The organism is Nicoliella sp. ESL1113 (assembly GCF_058509245.1).
In genome coordinates this window covers 931,408-952,667 of the sequence record NZ_CP196387.1, presented here as the reverse complement: position 1 = coordinate 952,667, position 21,260 = coordinate 931,408, and the positions used below count along the sequence as shown (strand labels likewise).

The 21,260-nt window shown below is 45.7% G+C and carries 2 protein-coding genes (1 of these 2 running past the window's edge); both read left to right on the top strand.

What is annotated here, in order from left to right; translation table 11 throughout:
* The first annotated feature begins 72 nt into the window (after positions 1-72).
* The gene (locus tag ACSYTJ_RS04060) at positions 73-1,824 is read left to right on the top strand and encodes a hypothetical protein (protein WP_491719562.1); all 1,752 of its coding nucleotides are present in this window, start codon (positions 73-75) and stop codon (positions 1,822-1,824) included.
* 457 nt (positions 1,825-2,281) lie between these two features.
* On the top strand, positions 2,282-21,260 hold the 5' portion of the coding sequence (locus tag ACSYTJ_RS04055) for a beta strand repeat-containing protein (protein ID WP_491719561.1). The gene runs 14,564 nt beyond the window's last position; only the first 18,979 of its 33,543 coding nucleotides appear in the window; the start codon lies at positions 2,282-2,284; its stop codon lies off the right edge, out of view.

Genomic DNA, 21,260 nt, shown 5'->3' with positions numbered 1-21,260 from the left:
TAACTTAATGTATCATTAATAAAGTGAATCCAATTATAAAAACATAATAAGCATAGTATGGAAGTTGATTTAATGAATAGTTTAGCAAACGAAATTAATAATGCGGCTAGTCAAGCTAGTCGGATTGGAAATGAAATTAGTTCCTACGCCCAAGATACCTCCCATATTAATGACGGCGTTATTGGAACGATTAATATGATCGATAAATTAACTAGTGATTTTTCCAATGACCTCGAATTAAAAAATCAAATTTGGCAAGCAAGCTTGACTGGTAGCCAGGCGAACAGCTTAAACCAAATCGCACAGTCTAATTTAGGATTGACTAATCAATACTTAGAACAGGTCGATAGTAATAACCAAATGGCCCGCTCGCTAACCGCATCCGCTGATCAAATGAACCATACGATGGATTCATACATGGAATTGGCAAATAGCTATGCTGATGAGCTTAATTTTGGCATTGCCGACGTTTATAAGAGCTTAGCTAGTTCGGCGGCAGCCCTATCTGGAAAGGTCACATATGACGATTCATTGCAGTCGTTATTGATCGATATCCAATCGATTGGCCACCAGCTATCCCAGCTACGGACCAATTTTTATGATGACTTAGCCACGATCAAATTAAATAGTTCGACAATGCTTTCGACTTATAACCAAGTCGTTGACAGGGTCGATAGTCTCGCCCAAGAACGTGAATTGATGCAAAGTGCACAGTCCGCAAATTCAGCGGCTAAGTCGTTCAGCAATTCGCTGGCAGGGGTGTTAAGTCGAGTCGCAGCTCCAATTCATGAGGCTAGCTCGATTAACGCTGCGGTCGATAATGAGCAGCTCACGACAAAATCATTGGTTGCTACTGCGATGAGAAATATTAACATGCTGATCGACAGTCAACAAAAGCTTACGCACTTTGCTTCGTTAGCTCATGATAATATGGCTGCAAGTGCAGCTTCACAGGCGATGAGCCATCAAGTTATAGCTCAATCCTTTCAAGATAGTGCACAAGCTGCTTTTGAACAGACCCAGTCGTTAGTTGCGGTGATTCACTCACTCAATAGTGATAATCAAAATGTTGATCAGATTACGTCCCTTGCGGTTGCCAATATTAATTCATTCAACGTTTCAATTAGCAAGGCCTATACGAATCGAAATTACGTTGCAACGAATCAGCTGGCTAGTAAAGTCTCAACGGCGGGGAGTATCATTGACAGTGGATTAAATAAAATGAGTTCGAACGCATCAAGGATTCACTATGCGAACCAAATGGTGTCCGCGAACGTCGATACGATTGCGAGTGGGAATAGTGCAATTAGTGAATTGCGTCGTGAGACTGCTAGGCTAGGGCAGGCCGTTGCTAGTGCTAATTCAGCGGCTGATATTAGTCAATTACTGCAGATGGCTGCTGAATTAGGTGATTTTTCTGATGGCAAGGCCAATTTTGCCGAAGAGTATCAAAACGCCCATGCTAATTTTGAAAATGAATATCAAGCAGGGAAGGCCCAGGCTAGGGATGATCACATTGTCTCTAAGGAGCTAGCGAATAAATCCCGTTCCTATCTGGAAGGGTATGTGGAAGCGTTCAATAATAAGCTCATCATCCATCCGAACGATTCTTATAATCGGAAAACGATTTTTCGTTATGGCCAACGCAAAAAAGCTAGTCATAAATCCAGAATCAGTTTTTATGATGCCCGCTTGAAACGTTTGGGACTCTACCGCCGCACTGTAATGTTATACTATGTCCGCAAAATTAAGTGGCATGGATTTAAAAAATTGCAGTGGGTTGACGGTGATCAATTCATTTTGGTTAGCAATGCACTTTATTAGTAAAAATTAAAAAGCGTACAATAAGTGCATTTTTAATAAGTAATTCCAAATTTTGGGGAATGTTGGGTGATTAAATTTGTTTCACTGTTACAGACTTATTAAACAAATATCTCTATAAATAAAATATTAAAAATTCGAATAATATAAATAAGCAATTGGCTTCTTTACAAGTTAGTTGCTTATTTTTTATTTTGATGAAGGGCTTTGATATTTAACTAATATACTGTTGTATCTAATTGTTACACAGAAATATTATAATAATTCTATTTACTATTGTTATAAGGTCAACTGGTGGTATAATGACAGTTGAATATCTATTGTCTGTTATAATTTTTATCGCCTTTTAGGGGCAAAATTAACGATAAATTTAAATAGGAATTATGTATCGATCAGTATAATGGGACAATTGATTAATTATTGTATCAATAGTAATATCCAAACATAAGGGGGAATTACTTTGCTTTATAACAAATATCAATTTAATAAAGTAAATGATAAAAAAGTACTTAGAAAAGTTAAGAAGCAATGGGTTGTTGTTTCCTTATCAATGTTAACAGTACTTGGTGGAGGAACTGCCATCGCCAACGAGACGGTTCATGCCGACACGACTGGGGATGCTAACTATACTTCTGACGGTTCGAATGCGGATCGTGATGAATATAATGCGGACTCAAGCACCAATGTAAGTTCTAGCACGACTAGTAGTTCAAGTAGTGCTGACTCTAGTACTGCTAATAATAGTGGAAATAACGTTAGTTCAAGCCTAACTAATGCTTCTAATCAAAACAGTAATTCAACAAGTAGCGCGACTGATACGAGTGCTGCTAAGGATTCCAGCAGTACGACTTCTGCTAGTTCATCAAGCGATAATAATGCTTCTAGTTCTGCTAATAACAGCAGTTCTTCAAATGAGCAAAGCGCAAGTAGTGCCAGTGGCGATAACGCTAGTTCACTCAGTGTTAGTTCACTCAGCTCTAACTCTACTTCTAGTGACAGTATCAGTAAAGATGCTAGTCTATCTAGTGCTGCGCTTTCATTAGCTGCTAAGGCGACTGTATCTAGTAGTACAACTAAGAGTACTGATAGTTCATCGACTTCGAATAGCTCTTCACAAGATAGCAGTTCGACTACTGATCAATCTAGTACTGCTTCAGACAATGCAGTTCAATCTAGCGTGATCTCAGTTAGTGCTGCTAACGTAAGTGATAGTGCTTATGTTACATCTTCTCAAATATCCGATCTACAAACGGTAGTAGCTAATTCCAATAACGTTGTTTCAACGTTAGATGTTAACAAGCTATCTGCTTCGGATGCGGCGAACGTGGAGTTGTTGTATCGGGATGCTGATGATGGATTAGGTGATACTAATACCAATAGCCTAACTTCAGCCATCGCTAGTGTTAGTGCAGCGATTGCTTCTGCTAATTACGTAGCGACTCAATATTCACAGGGAAGTAGCCAAGTAACTTCAGCTTCTGCGGTTGCAAATTCTGCGAACATCCTGTCGATTCGTTACGCCGATTCATCGACCAATACCAGTAGTCAAGCAGCTAGTAAGGGGGCATTGTCCGCTAGTTCAGCCTACAGTAGCTTGTCAGCTTATGTTACAACACTGACGCTGCAAAGTGTGTTTGCCCAAAACACATTAACAACGTTAAATTCTTTATCGGCTGCGTTATCGGCTGCTTCAAGTGCTTCGGCAAATGGGGCCACTTTAGATTCCTCTTCAATGACGAGTCTATATAGTTCAGCTGCATCCGCTGTATCAGCAACTAACGGTTATTACACCGCCAATAGTAATGCGTTATCAAGCCTTAGTGCTGGGACGGTGACCGTTAGCAGCTATGCTACGATAGTTTCCAATGCCACCAGTGCGACGGCATCACAGGCCTCTGTAAATGCCAATAGTGCAGGGACGGCCAGTGGGTTCATTAACGTTACAACGGCTGCTCAGTTTGATGCGGCAATGTTAAATTCTAACATTACCCACATTAACGTCGATGGAAACTTTAACTTGTGGAGTAAATATCCAAGTACTACTGACGATATTCGTAATTCACATAATGGAACTTTCACGGTAAATGGATTGCAGATGAATGGAACCACGTCCACGATTGACTTTGCAGGTGCCTCTTATGATGTTACTAACGCTAACAATGTGATTATGCAAAACTTAACGGCATATGGGATTGATTTCTACGGACCCATTACTGCTCGTTATACCGGTGGTCAGAATCTGTACTATGATAATGTTACCTATACCGGAAGCCAATTAGCATACGCTACGACTACGAATCTATATTTGGGGAACCCGAATAACACTGCAGATACGTTTGCTCAGCAAAACGGCGGAATTAACGTTAATGATAATCCAGTCAAGAGTACCGTCATCATTAACGGGGGGCAAAACTACACGCCAAGCCAAACTGGAACTGGAAGCGGAGGACCAACCTATGCAGCAGCCCAAGGGTATCAAATGGGAAATGCTGATGCTACTGGTGGTTCGAACCAACAAAACTTCCAAGTGGCTTCCGTTGAATTTTTACCAGGGGTCACATTTAATGGATCTACTTACGATGGAAATGTTATGGAAATCTCAACTGGTGGGAATGCCACTATCGACCATGGGGCTAACGTTACCCTTTCACCTGCTGGTTATGATGGTGAAAATGATGTAATAAATAATGCGAATGCTGGAATTGTTTTATATGGGACCGGGAACGTGAACGTTAATGCCGGGGCAGTTTTAAACGTTAACCCCAGAGTTAACACGAAGGCGAACTGGTATCAAGCGGGTGCTGGTTATCAAAAATATTATCTACCAATGGCAATTTATGCAGCTAATGGTGGGAACATTAACGTTGTTAATGGGGCCCAGTTAAACGTGAATGCAGACGGTAGCATTCCTTCTAATATAACTCAATATCCAGTCGCAAATGCCGGGGGTCAAAATAACTCTGGTTTGATTTACTTAAACGGAGCTTCTAATATTAACGTTTCTAACCAGGGTCAATTGAACATTACCGGGAAAAACATGAGTACGGTTAGCACTTCCGGAATTTTAATTTCTGGAAATAGTAACATGAATTTATCTAGTAAGTCAGTTTTTACTGAAAGTTTTGATGGTAAGGGTGCAATTTCATTAATTAACGCCCAAGGAAATGTTGTTATTAATGATCCTCAAACAGTTAAGTTAGTTTCTAATAAAAATACTAGTTCAGTGATGATGACCGGGAGTGTCACCATTAAGGGGCAAGCGGTTACATTTGCTGATTCTAACTATGCAACAACTCAGTCTAATAATAATAAATATGGACCTTATAAAGGGGTTATTCTAACCGAAAGCAGTAGTACTAGTGGTGTCACGGTTCAATACTTTGACCCTACGACTGGGCAGACATCTACTGATCCCGCTAACTATGTTTTGAACGGAAGTCCTTTTAATAGATCAATGTCATCGATTGCGGGAAATGGTGACCTTAGTACTTATATCGAAATGGACCACGTTAATGATGTTCAACTTGGTGGGATTAATTATGATCCTACAACCGGATACATTTCTGGATGGGCAACCCCAGGGTCTTACATTAAGATTCCATATTATGCAAATGGCGTTACTACTGCAGCTCTTTATGCGGGAAGTGATTTTGAAAAATCCGATGATCCAGCCGATACTGGTGTTAATTACGTTACTAAAACAGATGCAGACGGAAACTGGAGCTATACAATTCCTACTGATCCTAATGATCCTAGTGATAGTCCAAGGGGTGCGGCGAATACAGCTTATAACAATTACCAGCTCTATGTTACTGCGCATTTGAACACCGTTAAAGCGACCAAGGAAGCCACCCTGAACGTAATGGCATACGACGATGGGAAAGCTTTAAAGGCTGCTAACAGTAATGAAAGTAGCAGTAGTTCATCATTGTATCCTGATTATACTGCTGGTCAGAATTATGCTAATGGTTATAACCAAGGGCAGAGTGACATTAACTTTAATAACGCCGTTTATAATAATTCGCTTGATTATCAATTAGGGTATAAACTTGGGTACGCTTCAAAGCCTGATACGCTTGCTGGTAAATACTATGATGCTGCTAAAAGTGCGGTTACTTCTAACCAAAGTTTATTTGTTCCCGCGGGAAGTAGTAAAGCAGCTGTCGCAAGCAGTGCAGCATCATTTGCTAGTTCGGCATATGGATTTACGTCATTGGCTTTGTCTAAAGCTATTAGTGCCGCTAGTCAATATTCTAGTTTCCAATTTGTGGATTATTACAAGAGTCAGCAGGCCTCTATAGCTAATGTAATTTCTGCTGCTCAACAGACCATTGCAGATAATTATTCTACTGCAGTGAAAAACTTATCAATTGCTGCCAGTGCTTATTCAGATGGGAATCTACAATTCTTTGGAAATGCAGCTTCGAACCCATCTACGAGTGGTGCGATTGCGAGTGCTACTGCTACTACCAATTCCAGCTATGCTATCGCTTACATGAGTCAGGCCAGATCATTAGCAGCTCAAGCTGCCACCGCAATTAACGCTGCAGCCTATATCACATTAGCCAGTTCATATTCAACGATTTTATCCGGGACTGCCAATACCACCACTACGGATTCTTCAGTTACTTCATCCGCACTGGCTGCTGCTGATGTTGGATATACGCCACTGTCACTGGCTGTTTCTACAGCATCCTATTATGCAGGTCTTGCTAGTTCCAATTCAATCGTTCTGGATTCAATTATTTCTGAAGCTAGTGTAGGGGTTCAGACTGCTAATTCTGTAGCTGCTCAGGCTTCTATTGCCTCTACGACTGCTTCAGCCAACTCACAATCTGCTATTAATGCTAAATCTCAAGCCGCTGATCAAGTTAGCAGTGCCTCATCCTACACTAGCGCTGCTAATAGTACCTATAGTATCGCCTCATCCATTGCTGCTTCTGCTAGCGCTAAGGCAAGCAGTGCAGCAAGTGTTGCTAGTGAAAATGGGAATAGTAGTAATCAAGCTACCTTGAATTCAATTACTAGTGCAATTAGTGATGCTGCTAAAGCGGTATCGGACCAAACTTCAAGTGCTGCTTCGGCCTCAGCAGTGGCCACATCACAATTAAGCTCTGCAACATCAGCTTCTTCTGCGCTATCATCTGCAGCAAGTGCGGTCTTTTCAAATGCTGATTCGGCTATGTCAACAGCAAGCATTGCTCAGTCATATTATAATAGTCTTTCAGCGATAAGCAGTGGCGATCTTGGCAGTGCTTCAGCGGCCCTAAGTAATGCTAAATCGTATGCATCTGCTGCACTAGCTCAAAAATCATCAATGGATGCTGCGATTACCAGTGTTAATGCTGCAATTTCTTCAGCAGCAATAGCAGCAACAACTGCTTCTACTGCTGCGAATTCGGCAGCTAATGCAGCAAATTCATTAGCTAGTCTTGCTAGTAGTTTAGACCAATTCAATTATAATCCAGCTAGCGATGAAGCGACTGCAAACGCGTTAATGAGTCTTGCTTCTTCCGCCGGTAGTACTTACACAAGTGTTGCTAACTTAATTCCGCTTGTCTCGCAAAATGCGTCTGCACAGAACCTGAATGCACAAAGTACAATTGCGAGTGTTAACTCAGTTACAAGTACTGCCAGTGCTCCGGCCAATACGCTTTCCAGTGCGCAAATCTCCACTCCGAACAATGCCCTTATCAATAATTACGTTAATCAGGGATCAACTGCTGAATCTAATTTAGCGTCATATGCCTCACTAGTTGCTTCACTAAGTTCTGCAATTGTAACCCAAAGTAGCTATGCAACTGCTGCAAGGAATAAGTGGTTAGAAATACAATCTAGTAGCCCAACTCCATTAGATAACGCGAGTGGTGCTTATAATGATGGGAGTTCTGCCTACAGTGCTGCTTCTGCTAACTTAAGTTCTGCTGCTCAATCATTTCTTTCTACCGGGTTTGTTACGTTATCTTCTGCCCAAAATTCAGCAACTGCCGCTGAAGGAGCATACGATGCGTTATCTGTAGCTGGAGATTCACTTTCGTCACTTAATACCGAATTGAGTAGCGTCAGGGATAGTATGGTCAGTGAATCAGCTAACCTTTCTATCGCTGCTTCTAATGCTGCATCGGTTGCTACCGATGTCAGCAATATGGCCAAAAACGTTTCATCAGCCCAAAGTTACGCTAGTGATGCTAATTCTGTTCAATCATCTAGTGCAAATAGTTACAGTTCGCAAGCGTCGGGTTATTCATCTGCGGCGAGTGCTTCTTCAAGCATGGCTTCAAACGATGTTCAATCGATCAGCACCCAAAGTAGTGCTGTCAGCTCAATGGCTAGTTTGTACCCAGTCAATGCGTCGAATGATTCTACGACTTCGAGCGTCGCTGCGGTCGTTGCGAGTGCCTCTGGGACCATTGCGAGTGTTTCTGCTATTGCATCCTCTGCAAGCAATGATGCAACTAGCGCTAGTTCATCTGCAACGAGCGCTAGTTCAGCTGCGAGTGCTGCAGCATCTTCTGCTGCTAGCTACGCAACTGCTGCCAGAAATGCGTATAATGCAGCCTCTACGAATGCATCCCTAGCAAGTAATGCATACTCAACTGGTGATAGTAGTGCTGCTTTATCATATAGTGCCCAGGTTGCAAGTAGTGCGAGTGCGGCTCTGAGTGCTGACAATGCGGCTTCAGTTGCTAAGAATAGTGCCCAAAGCTATGCTTCGCTAGCATCCAGTGCATCGACTAGGGCATCAATTGATGCTTCGATCGCAAGTTCAGCTGCCAGTGCTGCTAATATCGCCTTCAACAATGCATCGAGTGCGGTTAATAATGCGAATAATAGTGGATCTAATTCTGCTAATTCTGCGAATACTAGTGTTAATAATCTTTCAGCACAATTTGCAACGGCATTTAGTGGGGCTAGTGTCCAAAATGGGATTGTTCAATCCGCTTACGCTACCACTCAATCGGCTTCCAGTGTGGTAACTAGCTATTCAGCTGCCGGTAACAGTAGCGCTGCGATTGTAAATAGTTACGCTAGTAATTCCGTTAATTCTGGAAATCCAGTAATTATCAGTGCGCAGAGTGCAATCAATTCAATTAATAGCCAGCTTAATTCATTGAACAATGATGAAGCAACTCAAGTATCCAATGCATTAACTGCAGTTTCACAAGCTTCTATCGCTATGAGCGGTTTCAATATCTATAGTAAAGCTGTTAGTCAAGTAACTTCCATGGCTTCTTCTTACTATTCATTAGCTCAATCTGCGGCATCAGCAGGAAATGCTTCAGACGTTAATAAATATAACTCATTGACAGCAAGTGCAGCTAAGAATACTAATAATTATGGACAGTACGTTACTCAAATGGGTTCTACGATGAGCAGTATTGTTAGTTCAGCCCAAGGCTATGCTAGCCAAGCCATTTCAGATGCTAATTATGCAGCCACTTTAAGTGCCTCAATCACCGATCTTACCAACAGCGCCGCCTCCGCCAGTGCGGCTGACAGTGATGCTAGTGCTGCGGGGAGCTACTTTAATACTGCTGGAAGCTACTCTGGAAATGCACAGAGCTCCAGTTCGATGGCCAACTCTGCCTCGACTGCGGCATCGAGTGCGGCTAGTGGTGCTACTAGTGCCGCATCAACTGCGGCTAAAAGTGCTGCTGATGCCAGTTCAATCGCTAGTTCAATGGCTAGTGCGGCTTCTGCTCAATCTAGTAACGCAGCGTATAGTTCGTATGCTTCCCAGGCAACTTCGGAAGCAAATGATGCCAGCAGCGCCGCTAGCAGAGCATCTTCTGCTGCTAGTCGGGCTAATAGTGCCAATTCAGTGGCCAGTTCGCAAAGTGCCATTGCATCCAGTGCTTCAGCTGGCGCCGGTTCGGCTTCAACTGCGGCTTCTTCAGCTGCGATTGCGGCTTCTTCAGCTGCAAATAGTGGAAATAGTTCCGCAGCTAGTTCTGCGCGGAGTGCCGCTAGTTCAGCTGCTGCTGCTGCAAGTACTCAGGCCAGCATCGCTAGTGTAGCGGCATCGACCGCATCCAGTGCTGCCGCTGATGCTAGCAACGCTTCTAATGATGCTTCGAATGCTTCAGCTATCGCTAGTTCAGCTGATAGTGCTGCCCAGAGTACAGCCAATGCGGCTGCTGGGAACAGTAGTGCTGCTACGAGCGGATCCGCCAGCGCAAATTCGATCAATAGTTCTGCTTCCTCTTATAATAATTCCATTGCAAATGACGCTAGCGCACTCAGCGGATACGTTAGTTCTGCCAATAGTTACGCTTCCGCCGCTCGCTCGGCTGCCGTTGCCACCAGTGGACTCAATAGTTCAGTAGGGAGCATTGCAACGCAGATTGCATCCTTAGCATCTGCGAACTCCTACAATACGGTTATTTCTAGCGCCAATTCAGTTGCAGTTGTCCAAAGTGGGGTTGCTTCGCTTGCGTATGCTGATGCTGTGAACCAATCATCAACTGCTAATTCTGCTGCTGGGGACGCCGTTGCGGCTTCAAACCAAGTTAACCGTGACATTTCCGCTGCTGCTTCTAACTACGCCAAGGTTTCGAATGCGGTTGTTTCTGCTAACAGTGCCTATGCTGCCGGAAACGTTAGCCTCGGGGATTCCTTTGCTACTAACGCTTCGAATGCTGCGGCTGCGATGTCCGATCAAGCCAATGACATTAGTTACCAGTCATCAGTGGCTTTAGTGGCTCAAAATACCGCTTCTGCTGCGGCTAGTCAAGCCATCATTGATCAAGGCAAGGCCAACCAAGCATTGTCTGTAATTTCAGTCGCCTTTAATTCGGCTTCTGCTGCCAATTCGACGGCTTCATCTGCTTCTAGCAATGCATCTACGAACACTTCATCTGCCAACAGTGCTAGCTCAGTTGCTAACAGTGTTAACAGTGCTAACTCGACGAATGCCAGTCTTGCTAGTTTATACGCCAGCATTGCGGTTTCATATGCTAGTCAAGCAAGCAGTAACTTCGCCAGTGTTTCTGCTGCGAATAGTACGATCGCAAGCGTTTTTGCTTCCAATTCTGCAAACTCAACACTATCTACCTACGCTTCCGCTGCTAATTCTGCTCAAGTGGCCATCAGTGGCTACAATAGTGACGCTGGGCTTCAATCTAGTATCGCCATCAGTGCTGCTAGTGCAGCTGGTTCGTTACATGCCTCCGATGCGTCTCTATTGTCTAATGTCAATAGCTATTCTGCGGCCGTGAGTTCATACGACTCAGCTGCCAATTCTTATTATCTAGCTGGGAACGTCTCCAGTGGTGATACGAATGCTTCGAACGCCAAATCTGCGGTAAATAGTGCTAGTTCAGTTGCGCAGACAATGTTGAATAATTCCAGCTCAATTCAAGATTTGACTAATTCAGCTAGTGTAGCAGCTTCTAAGGCTGCAGCTGATGCTAGTGGGATTGCCACTCAATTGAATTCCTTTAATAGTGCCTCATCCGCATTTTCAAGTGCGGCTTCTAACGCTAGTAACGGTAATTCTGCCGCAAATAGTGCTTCTGGAATCTTCAGTAATATGAATAGTGTAATGAATTCGGCCTTTGGTTCTAATTCCGTTTTCATGTCTGAAATTGCTTCTTATCAAAGTTATATTCACAGTGTCAATAGTTCGGTTGCTTCTGCTTATCCAACTGGATCTTCACAGACTGCATACGTTCACTCCTACTTTGCGAAGGATCCTAATAATACTACCTTCAGCACTGCTAATTCACATGTAAACGATGGATTCCAAACTGTTAATACTGCCAGTGGTGGAACCCAGGTTGAAGTTTATTTGATTGACAGTTTAGCTCAAAATATTACTTCGCTATGGAGTCAAATGCATGCCATTGCTGGCGGGATTGCCCAATACTCAACTGCCGTTTCAAGTTTATCTGCAGCAGCATCTGCTGAATATGCTAAAGGTGATATTACGGGTGGAAATGCCTACGTCTCAGCTGCCAATGTGCAGGCAAGCAGTGCTAATGCATTATTCGGCAGTTTTGGGATTGCGACCTATCCAATTGAGTCGTTGACCCATGGGGCTGGATATGCGGTAACTTCTACAGCTGCATATGGTTCACAAGCTGCAGATGGTTATACCGAAATTTCGAATGCCTACGTTTCCGTTTCTAACGCTGCCTCTGCCGCTGCTAGTGGTGGGACTTCATCGGCCAATTCAGCGCAAAGTTCCGCCAATTCTGCTAGCACGGCTGCTTCTACCGCTGTGAATGGAGCCAATGCTGATGCATCGAAGGCCTCTCAATACAACAAGGACGCCTCATCTGCTGATTCTGTCGTTACCAGCTACTCCAATAACGCGACCCAGCAGGGGACGGTAATGAGTAACATCGTTAGTCAATTCAGCGGATCCAGTAATGCGGCGTTAAGCAGCGCTAGTTCGCAATACAGTGCTGCTAGTTCAGCCTTAGGCAGTATTAAGTCCAGTGCTGATTCTTACGCTGCTACCGCTAGTTCGCAATACATTATCGCCAGCAGTGCGGCTAGTTTGACGAACAACGACAGTGTTGCTGCCAGTGTTAACGCTAGTTTGGCGAACCAAGCTGCTTCGCAAGCTATTGATGCTAATAGTGCTCAAAATTACACGCAGGCGGCTTCTTTGACTGCGAATGCATCTAGTTATGCGTCTGCTGCTTCGTCTGCCGCTGCTGCTGCGCAAACTGATAGTGGCAATGCTGCTACTGCAACGCAAGCCGCTTCGGTTGCTGCTTCTCAAGCAGAATCCGCCCAAAGTGATGCAGCGGGCTACAATACTTCCGTTAGCGTGGCGATTTCCAATGCCCAAGCGGCTGCTTCCGCCACTAGTGACGCCAGTGCTGCATCTAGTTACGCAAGTCAAGCATCCAGTTACAATAGTAATGCACAAAGCGATAGTGCTGCGGTCCAAAGCGATGCCAGTGCGGCAAGTAATAATGCTACTTCGGCATCTAACAATGCTGCGAGTGCATCAACGACTGCAAGTACGGCTGCTGCGAGTGCCAGTGCTGCCCAATCAACTGCGAATGCCAATAAGAGTAACGCTGCAATTCAATCGTTAGCATCGAGCGCCTCCACTGCTGCCTCAACGGCTGCTTCAGCTGCTGCGGTTGCTAGTTCTGCTAATAAACAGGCTGCTTCTGATTCATCGAATGCGATTGTCCAAAGCAATAGTGCTACTTCAGCTGCCAATGCTGGCTCAACGGCTAACAGTATTGCAAGTAGCGCCGCTAGTGCTGCATCCACGGCTGCCCAATCTGGTAATTCTTCGGCCGCAAGTACGGCGCGTTCAATCGCCAGTTCGGCTGCTAACGACGCCTCAAATGCCGCTAGTGCTGCCGCTGCTGCGAAGAAGTCTGCTGACTCATACGCAAGTGACGCTAGTGCTGCCAACAGTACCGCATCCAGTGCTAACAGTACCGCATCTTCTGCATCTAGCACCGCATCCAGTGCGAATAGTGCCGCTAGTTCCAACGCTTCTGCCGGAAGTGGGGCTTCAAGTGCTACCTCTGGAACTTCCAGTCAAGCAAGCAACATGAACTCCGCTACTAGCATTAGCACTAGTACCGCGAAATCATACGCTAACTCGGCATCGTTCTACGCTTCAGAAGCTAGTTCTGCTGCCGTAGCTACAAGTAACTTCAATACGCAAGTTACTAGTAACGCGACTGCTGCCAATAGCTTAGCTTCTGCTAACGGGCAAAACCAGATCGTGCAAGCACAAGCTAAGTTGGTTAACTCTGCTTCTGCTGCCGCAGCTGGCGCTCTTTCTGACGCTAACAACCAATCCGCTGCTGCTAACAGCGCCTATGCGAATGCATCCAGTGCCGTTGCTAGTGCGATCGCTGCTTCGACCGCTGCCAGTGTGGCCGTAAGTAACGTTAACAGTTTGGTTAGTGTTGCCAATAGCTACTACACGAATGGGGACGTTACCAACGGTTCCATCTTTGCTTCCCAAGCATCTGCAACTGCTTCTGGGATGGCCGCATTATCTACGGCTGCTTCCAATGCCGTGATTGCTGCCTCCAGTGCGACTGTTTTGGCTTCGAGTGCTGCATCGGCTGCCATCTCTGATCAAGCCGTTGCTTCATCCGCTGCCAGCGTTGTTGCCAGTGCTACTAGTGCTGCTAGTTCAGCCGCTAGTCAAGCATCTGGTGCCAACTCGAACGGTAGTAACAACAATAGTACCGCTAGCAACGCTAACACCGTTGCCGGAAGCGTGGCTGCTGCGAACGGAACTAACGCTAGTTTAGCGAACTCATATGCATCGAATGCATCATCATCCGCTAGTTTAGCTGCTTCCAATAACGGTAGTGTTACCACGGTTAATAGCAGTATTGCTGCCCTAGTGAGTGCCAATACTTCGAATGCATCAATCGCTAGCTATGCTGTTTTAGCTAGTTCGGCTAGTGTTGCAATCTCAGGATTTAATTCTGATGCGCAAACACAAAAGAGCTTGGCTGAAAGTGCTGCGAGCGTTGCCAACTCAATTCACAATGATTCTGACGGTTCATTGAGTGCCGCAATTTCCACGGCTTCAATCGCTGTTTCCAATAACGTATCTTCCGCTAACTCTGCTTACCTTGCTGGAAGTACCAGTGCGGGTGATAGTTTTGCTGCTGCCGCAAGTAGTGCTGCTGCAACTGCAAGCACTGCTGCTCAAGCAATGCTCAATAATTCTAGTGCCATCCTCAGTTACACTAATATCGCCAGCACGGCTGCTTCTAAGGCTGCTCAAGATGTCCAACAAATGGGCGTTCAGATCAGTGCATTTAATAGTGCCGCTAGTGCTGCCAGTGCTGCAAACTCCGCTGCTCAAAGTGGGGGGAGTACCGCATCCAGTGCAAGTAGTGAAGCTTCATCAGCTTCTGCTGCGATTGTGGTTGCAGGATCAACTGCTGCTGCAAACGATAGCGTCATTAACTCCGCTTACATCGTTACAAGTTCAGTAGTTAATGTCATGAGTGGAAACGTTATATCTGCCAACTCAATTGCAAGCTCAGTTAATGCATACCTTAACAATGATCCAAGCAATTCGACCTTTAAGAGCGCTGCTTCAGTAGCCGCCAGTGCCGTTAATGCTATAAATGGCTTTAATGCCGATGCATCATTGCAAAATAGTATTGCATCTGCTGCTTCTGCTGCAGGGACTTCACAAGTTGCTTTGATTGCTTCTGCTAGTTCCACTGCTTATAATGCCGTGGCTAATGCTAATAATTACTATGCTCAAGCTGCCAGCGCTTACACCAGTGGTCAAATTAGCTTAGCTAGTGGATTTACTAGCCAAGCAGTTGGTTTTGCAAGTACTGCTAGCTCAGCCGCCGCTGTTGCAACAAGTGCTGCAAGTAATGTGTCTAGTTGGGCATCTACGGCTGCAATTGCTGCTTCAAATGCTAAGAACGACTTAGCTAGTGCATCTAGTGTCATTGTTTCAATGACCTCCGCTGCATCTGGCGCTTCATCCGCTGCATCCAATGCTGGATCAGGCACATCTTCTGCTACTTCCAGTGCAAGTAGTGCAGCTTCATCCGCAAGTAGCATTGCAAGTAGTGCCGCATCCGGTGCGAATGCGAACGCCAAGGTTGCATCGAGTGCTAATTCAGTTGCTTCATCCGCTGATGCTGCCGTTACTAGCTACTCCAACAACACGAATGGTATGAGCTCTGCCATGAGTGCAATCGTAAGTAATTCCGCTAACGCAAGCAATTCTGCAATTAGTGCTGCTAATTCAGTCTTCAACAGTGCTAGTTCTGGTTTGACCAGTGCCAAGACTGCTGCAGATAGTTACTCTGCAACCGCTAGTTCCGCTTACAGTGCAGTTAGTTCCGCTGCTTCTGTTGCTAATAGTGCCAGCACGATGGCCAGCATCAACGCAAGTATTGCGAGTGCCAACGCTTCCGCTGCTGCTGCTGCAACATCAGCTGGAAACTACGCCCAAGCTAATTCATTGAACTCCAATGCATCAGCTGCGGCAGCCTCCGCTGCGCAAAATGCTGCTGATGCGAATGCTGCTAGTTCAGTTGCTGCTTCAATTACGCCTGCTGCGGTCAGTGCTGCTAGTTCCGCTAGTTCCGAAGCTGTTGTTGCTTCTGGCTTGAACAGCGCTGCTTCTGCTGCTTACCAAAGTGCTGAAAACGCTAGTGCTGCTGTTAGTTACGCAAGCGCTGCGGCAATTTCTTCTAGCCAAGCATCCATTTACAATGGTAGCGCCCAAAGTGATAGCGCTGCGGTACAAAGCGATGCCAGTGTTGCAAGTAATAACGCTACTTCAGCATCCAACAATGCAGCGAGTGCATCAGCAACTGCCAAAACGGCTGCTGATAGTGCCAGTGCTGCTTCAGCAACCGCCAGTTCCAACAAGGACAACCCTGTAATTCAATCGTTAGCATCGAGTGCTGCTGCCGCGGCCTCCTCGGCTGCTTCCGCTGCTGCGGTTGCTAGTTCTGCTAATACGCAGGCTGCTTCTGATTCCTCGAATGCAATCGTACAAAGTGGTAGTGCTAATTCTGCTGCCGCTGCTGGATCAGCTGCTAATTCGACTGCTGCTTCTGCCGCTTCTGCTGCTTCCTCTGCTGCTCAAAAGGGTGATAGTAGTACTGCATCAACAGAGGCATCGATTGCTAGTTCTGCTGCGAATGCTGCATCAGCTGCCGCTAGCGCTGCCGCTGCTGCGAAGAAGGCTGCTGACTCATACGCAAGTGATGCTAGTTCTGCTAACAGTACCGCATCTAGTGCTAACAGTACTGCATCTTCTGCATCTAGCACCGCATCCAGTGCGAATAGTGCTGCTAGTTCAGCCGCATCAGGTTCCACTGCTGGATCAGGCAGTGCATCACAAGCTAACAGTGCCGCTGCTAGCGTATCATCAGCAGTTGCAATTGACGCTAATGCTGCTAATGCCGATGCTAGTGGGGCAGAATCATCTGCTAAGATCGCTAGTTCCGCTGCGATCGTAACCAGTGGTTACAATAGTACGGCTGTATCACAATCTGCTGCGATTGCTAGTTTAGCTTCTGCTAACCCAAGCAATGCCGTAGTAAGCAGTGCCAATACCGTTGCTGCTTCACTTGCTAGTCAAATTGCTAGTTACAACACTACGGCTTCCAGTGCCAATGTAGTTGCTTCAAATGCTGCAAGTTCCGCCAGAGCTGCTGCTAACCAAGCAAGTTCTGATAGTGTTGCCGTTTCTAATGGTGTAACTACCGTTAGTGCATTGGCTAGTCAAGCTAACGCTGCTTATGGTGAAGGAAACACAGTTGCTGGATCGATCTTTAATGTTCAAGCATCCAGTGCTGCTGCTAGTCTAGTTGCTTACCAAACCGATGCGCAATCTCAATCTAGCATTGCTGCTTCAGCATCTACAGCTGCATCTAAAGCTGCTTCCATTGCGGTTGATGCTGAAAATTCTGCATCAATTGTGGAAGTATCATTATCCAGTGCTGATAGTACCGCATCTAATGCTGCTAGCGCTGCCAACAATGGTTCTAGTACCGCTACTTCAGCTAGTTCAGTTGCCGCTAGTGTAACTGCAGGTGACAGTGCCAATGTTTCAGCTGCTAACTCATATGCAGCCCTTGCATCTAGTTATGCAACTACTGCTAATGACAGTGCTTCTAGTGTTAATAGTGTTAACAACAGTCTCGCTAGTTTGGCGCAAAGCAATAATGTTAACCCATTGATCACTAGTGCTGCTAGTGCTGCTAACTCGGCTAATACTGCCATTGCTAGTTACAATGCTGATGCGCAAAGTCAAAAGGCAATTGCATCTAGCGCCGCCTCTGCTGCAACGAGTGTTAAAGCAACTGATGAAAGTCTTAGTGCATCCATTGCAGCTGCATCTAGTGCAGTTGCTAACAACATCGCTGCTGCTAATTCAGCTTACATTGCTGGTAGCAATACCGCTGGGGACAGTTATGCTAAACAAGCTGGTGTTGAAGCATCCAATGCTTCCACGTATGCACAATCAATGGTTGCTAATTCAGCTTCCATCGCTAGTTACACTTCCGTAGCCAGTGTGGCTGCTTCTAAGGCTGCTGATGATGTTCAAAGCATTGCAATTCAAGTTAGTTCATTCAACAGTGCTGCCAGTGCTGCTAACAGTGCTGCCAGTGCTGCAACGAGTGGTAATACTGCCGGAAGTGGAGCTTCATCTGAAGCTAGTTCCGCAGCTGTTGCTACTTCAACCGATGCTTCAAATGCCAATGCTAATAGTGCTTCAGCAAGTTCTGCTTACAGTACTGCTAGTTCAGCTGCTAGCGTAGTGAGTGGGGACGTTCAATCAGCTAATGTCATCGCTGGTTCGATCAACTCCTACTTCAACAGTAATTCTAGTGACTCCGTCTTCATTAGTGCATCATCTGTCGCATCCAGTGCCGTTAGCGCAATTAACGGTTACAACTACGATGCTGCTACGCAAAAGAGTATTGCTGGAAGTGCATCGACTGCGGTTACTTCACAAATTGCTGTAATCACGACTGCTAGTTCTGCAATTTCCAGTGCTATCAGTGCGATTGCTAGCGCTAATACGCAAGCTAGTGTTGCCTACATGACTGGGAAGAATGCTGATGGATCTAGCTACACATCAATTGCAGTATCTATTGCTACTGTTGCAAGTCAACAAGCCGATAGTGCATCTAGTGCTGCTGCTGCAACGACTAGCTTAACTAAGGTTGCAAGTACTGCCGCTAGTCAAGCCGTTACCGATGAAAGTGCCGCTTCCGGTGCTATCCTTTCAATTGTTTCTGCTAAGGCCGGTGCTGATTCAGAAGCTGCTTCGATCGCTGCATCTGGTGCTTCAGGTAATAATGCCAACGCCAGTGGTGCTGCGAGTGGTGCTGCTTCCGATGCCAGTGCTGCAGGTAATTCTGCTACTTCTGCAAATTCAGCTGCTAAGTCAGCAAGTGCTGCTGCTGCTTCGGCAAATGCCGCTGCCTCTGCAAACCCAAGCAATACGGTAATTAGTTCAGCAGCTGCTGCCGCTAATTCTGCTGCTTCCGCTGCCAACTCAGCTGCAAACGATGCAAGTTCCCAAGCATCGATCGCATCGAGTGCTGCGACTGCTGCTTCTGGTGATGCAAGCACTGCCAGTTCTGCTAATAATGCTGCATCTAATGCTAATAAAGCCGCAAATAGTGCTGCTGCTGCCGCAAGTAGTGCTGCCCAAAGTGGTGATAGTAGTGCCGCATCATCAGCTGCATCAATTGCCAGTTCTGCTGCTGCTGCTGCCAAGGCTGCCAGTGATGCTGCATCAGCTGCCGCTAGTGCCGCTAGTTCCCACGCTGCAATTGCAAGTTCAGCTTCTAACCAAGCTGCTAATGACAGTAGTGCTGTTGCTAGTGCTAACTCTGCTGCCACGAGTGCTTCCAATGCTGCTAGTTCAGCCGCATCTGGTTCGACTGCTGGATCAAGCAGTGCATCACAAGCTAACAGTTCCGCTGCAAGTATTGCTAGTGTAGTTTCTACGGCTGCCAGTGTTGCTAATGCCGATGCTAGTGGGGCAGAAGCATCTGCTAAGATCGCTAGTTCCGCTGCAACCGTAACCAGTGGTTATAACAGTACTGCTTCATCACAAGCTGCTGCAGTTGCTAGTTTAGCTTCTGCTAACCCAAGCAATGCCGTAGTAAGCAGTGCCAATAGTGTTGCCATTGCGCTTGCTAGTCAAATTGATAGTTACAATACTAAGGCTTCTAGTGCCAATGTAGTTGCTTCCAATGCTGCTAGTGCTGCTGTTGTTGCTGCATCTCAAGCTGCTAATGATAGTGTTGCCGTTTCTAATGGGGTAAATACAGTTAGTGCATTGGCTAGTCAAGCTAACAGTGCCTACAAAGAGGGAAATGCCACTGGTGGATCAATCTTTAATTCTCAAGCATCAAGTGCCGCTGCTAGTCTAGTTGCTTACCAAACTGATGCGCAATCTCAATCTAACATTGCTGTTTCAGCATCTACAGCTGCATCTATTGCTGCTTCCATTGCGGTTGATGCTGAAAAGTCTGCATCAAGTGTGGAAGTATCATTATCAAGTGTTGATAGTACCGCATCTAATGCTGCTAGCGCTGCCAACAATGGTTCTAGTACCGCTACTTCAGCTAGTTCAGTTGCCGCTAGTGTAACTGCAGGTGATAGTGCCAATGTTTCAGCTGCTAACTCATATGCAGCCCTTGCATCTAGTTATGCAACCACTGCTAATGACAGTGCTTCTAGTGTTAATAGTGTTAACAACAGTCTCGCTAGTTTGGTGCAAAGCAACTCTACTAACCCAGTGATTATCAGTGCCGCCAGTGCTGCTAACTCGGCTAATACTGTCATTGCTAGTTACAATGCTGATGCGCAAAGTCAAAAGTCAATTGCATCTGGCGCCGCTGCTTCTGCTGCGAGTGTTAAAGCAACTGATGAAAGTCTTAGTGCATCGATTGCTGCCGCATCTAGTGCCGTTGCTAACAACATCGCTGCTGCTAATTCAGCTTACCTTGCTGGTAGCAATAGCGCTGGGGACAGTTATGCTAAACAAGCTGGTGTTGAGGCATCCAATGCTTCCACGTATGCACAATCAATGGTTGCTAATTCAGCTTCCATCGCTAGTTACACTTCCGTAGCCAGTGTTGCTGCTTCTAAGGCTGCTGATGATGTTCAAAGCATTGCAGTTCAAGTCGGTTCATTCAACAGTGCTACCAGTGCTGCTAACAGTGCTGCCAGTGCCGCAACGAGTGGAAACAGTGCCGGAAGTGGGGCTTCATCTGAAGCTAGTTCCGCAGCTGTTGCTACTTCAACCGATGCATCGACTGCCAATGCTAATAGCGCGACTGTAAGTTCTGCTTACAGCGTTGCTAGTTCAGCATCCAACGTCGTCAGTGGTTACGTTCAATCAGCTAGTGTCATCGCTGGTTCGATCAACTCCTACTTCAACAGTAATTCTAGTGACTCCGTCTTCCAAAGCGCATCTACTGTCGCATCCAGTGCCGTTAGCGCAATTAACAGTTACAACTCCGATGCTGCTACGCAAAAGAGCATCGCTGGAAGTGCATCAACTGCGGTTACTTCACAAATTTCTGTAATTAGTAATGCTAGTTCCGCAATTGCCAGTGCCATCACTGCCATTTCCAATGCTAATACGCAAGCTAGCTTTGCATTTTCAACTGGTAAGTACTCGGATGGATCCAGCTACACATCAATTGCAGTATCTATTGCTACTGTTGCAAGTCAACAAGCCGATAGTGCAGCTAGTGCTGCTGCTGCAACGACTAGCTTAACTAAGGTTGCAAGTACTGCTGCTAGTCAAGCTGTTAACGATGAAAATGCCGCTTCTGGTGCTATTCTTTCAATGGTTTCTGCTAAGGCCGGTGCTGATTCAGAAGCTGCTTCGATCGCTGCATCTGGTGCTTCAGGTAATAATGCCAACGCCAGTGGTGCTGCGAATGGTGCTAAATCAGATGCCAGTGCTGCAGGTAATT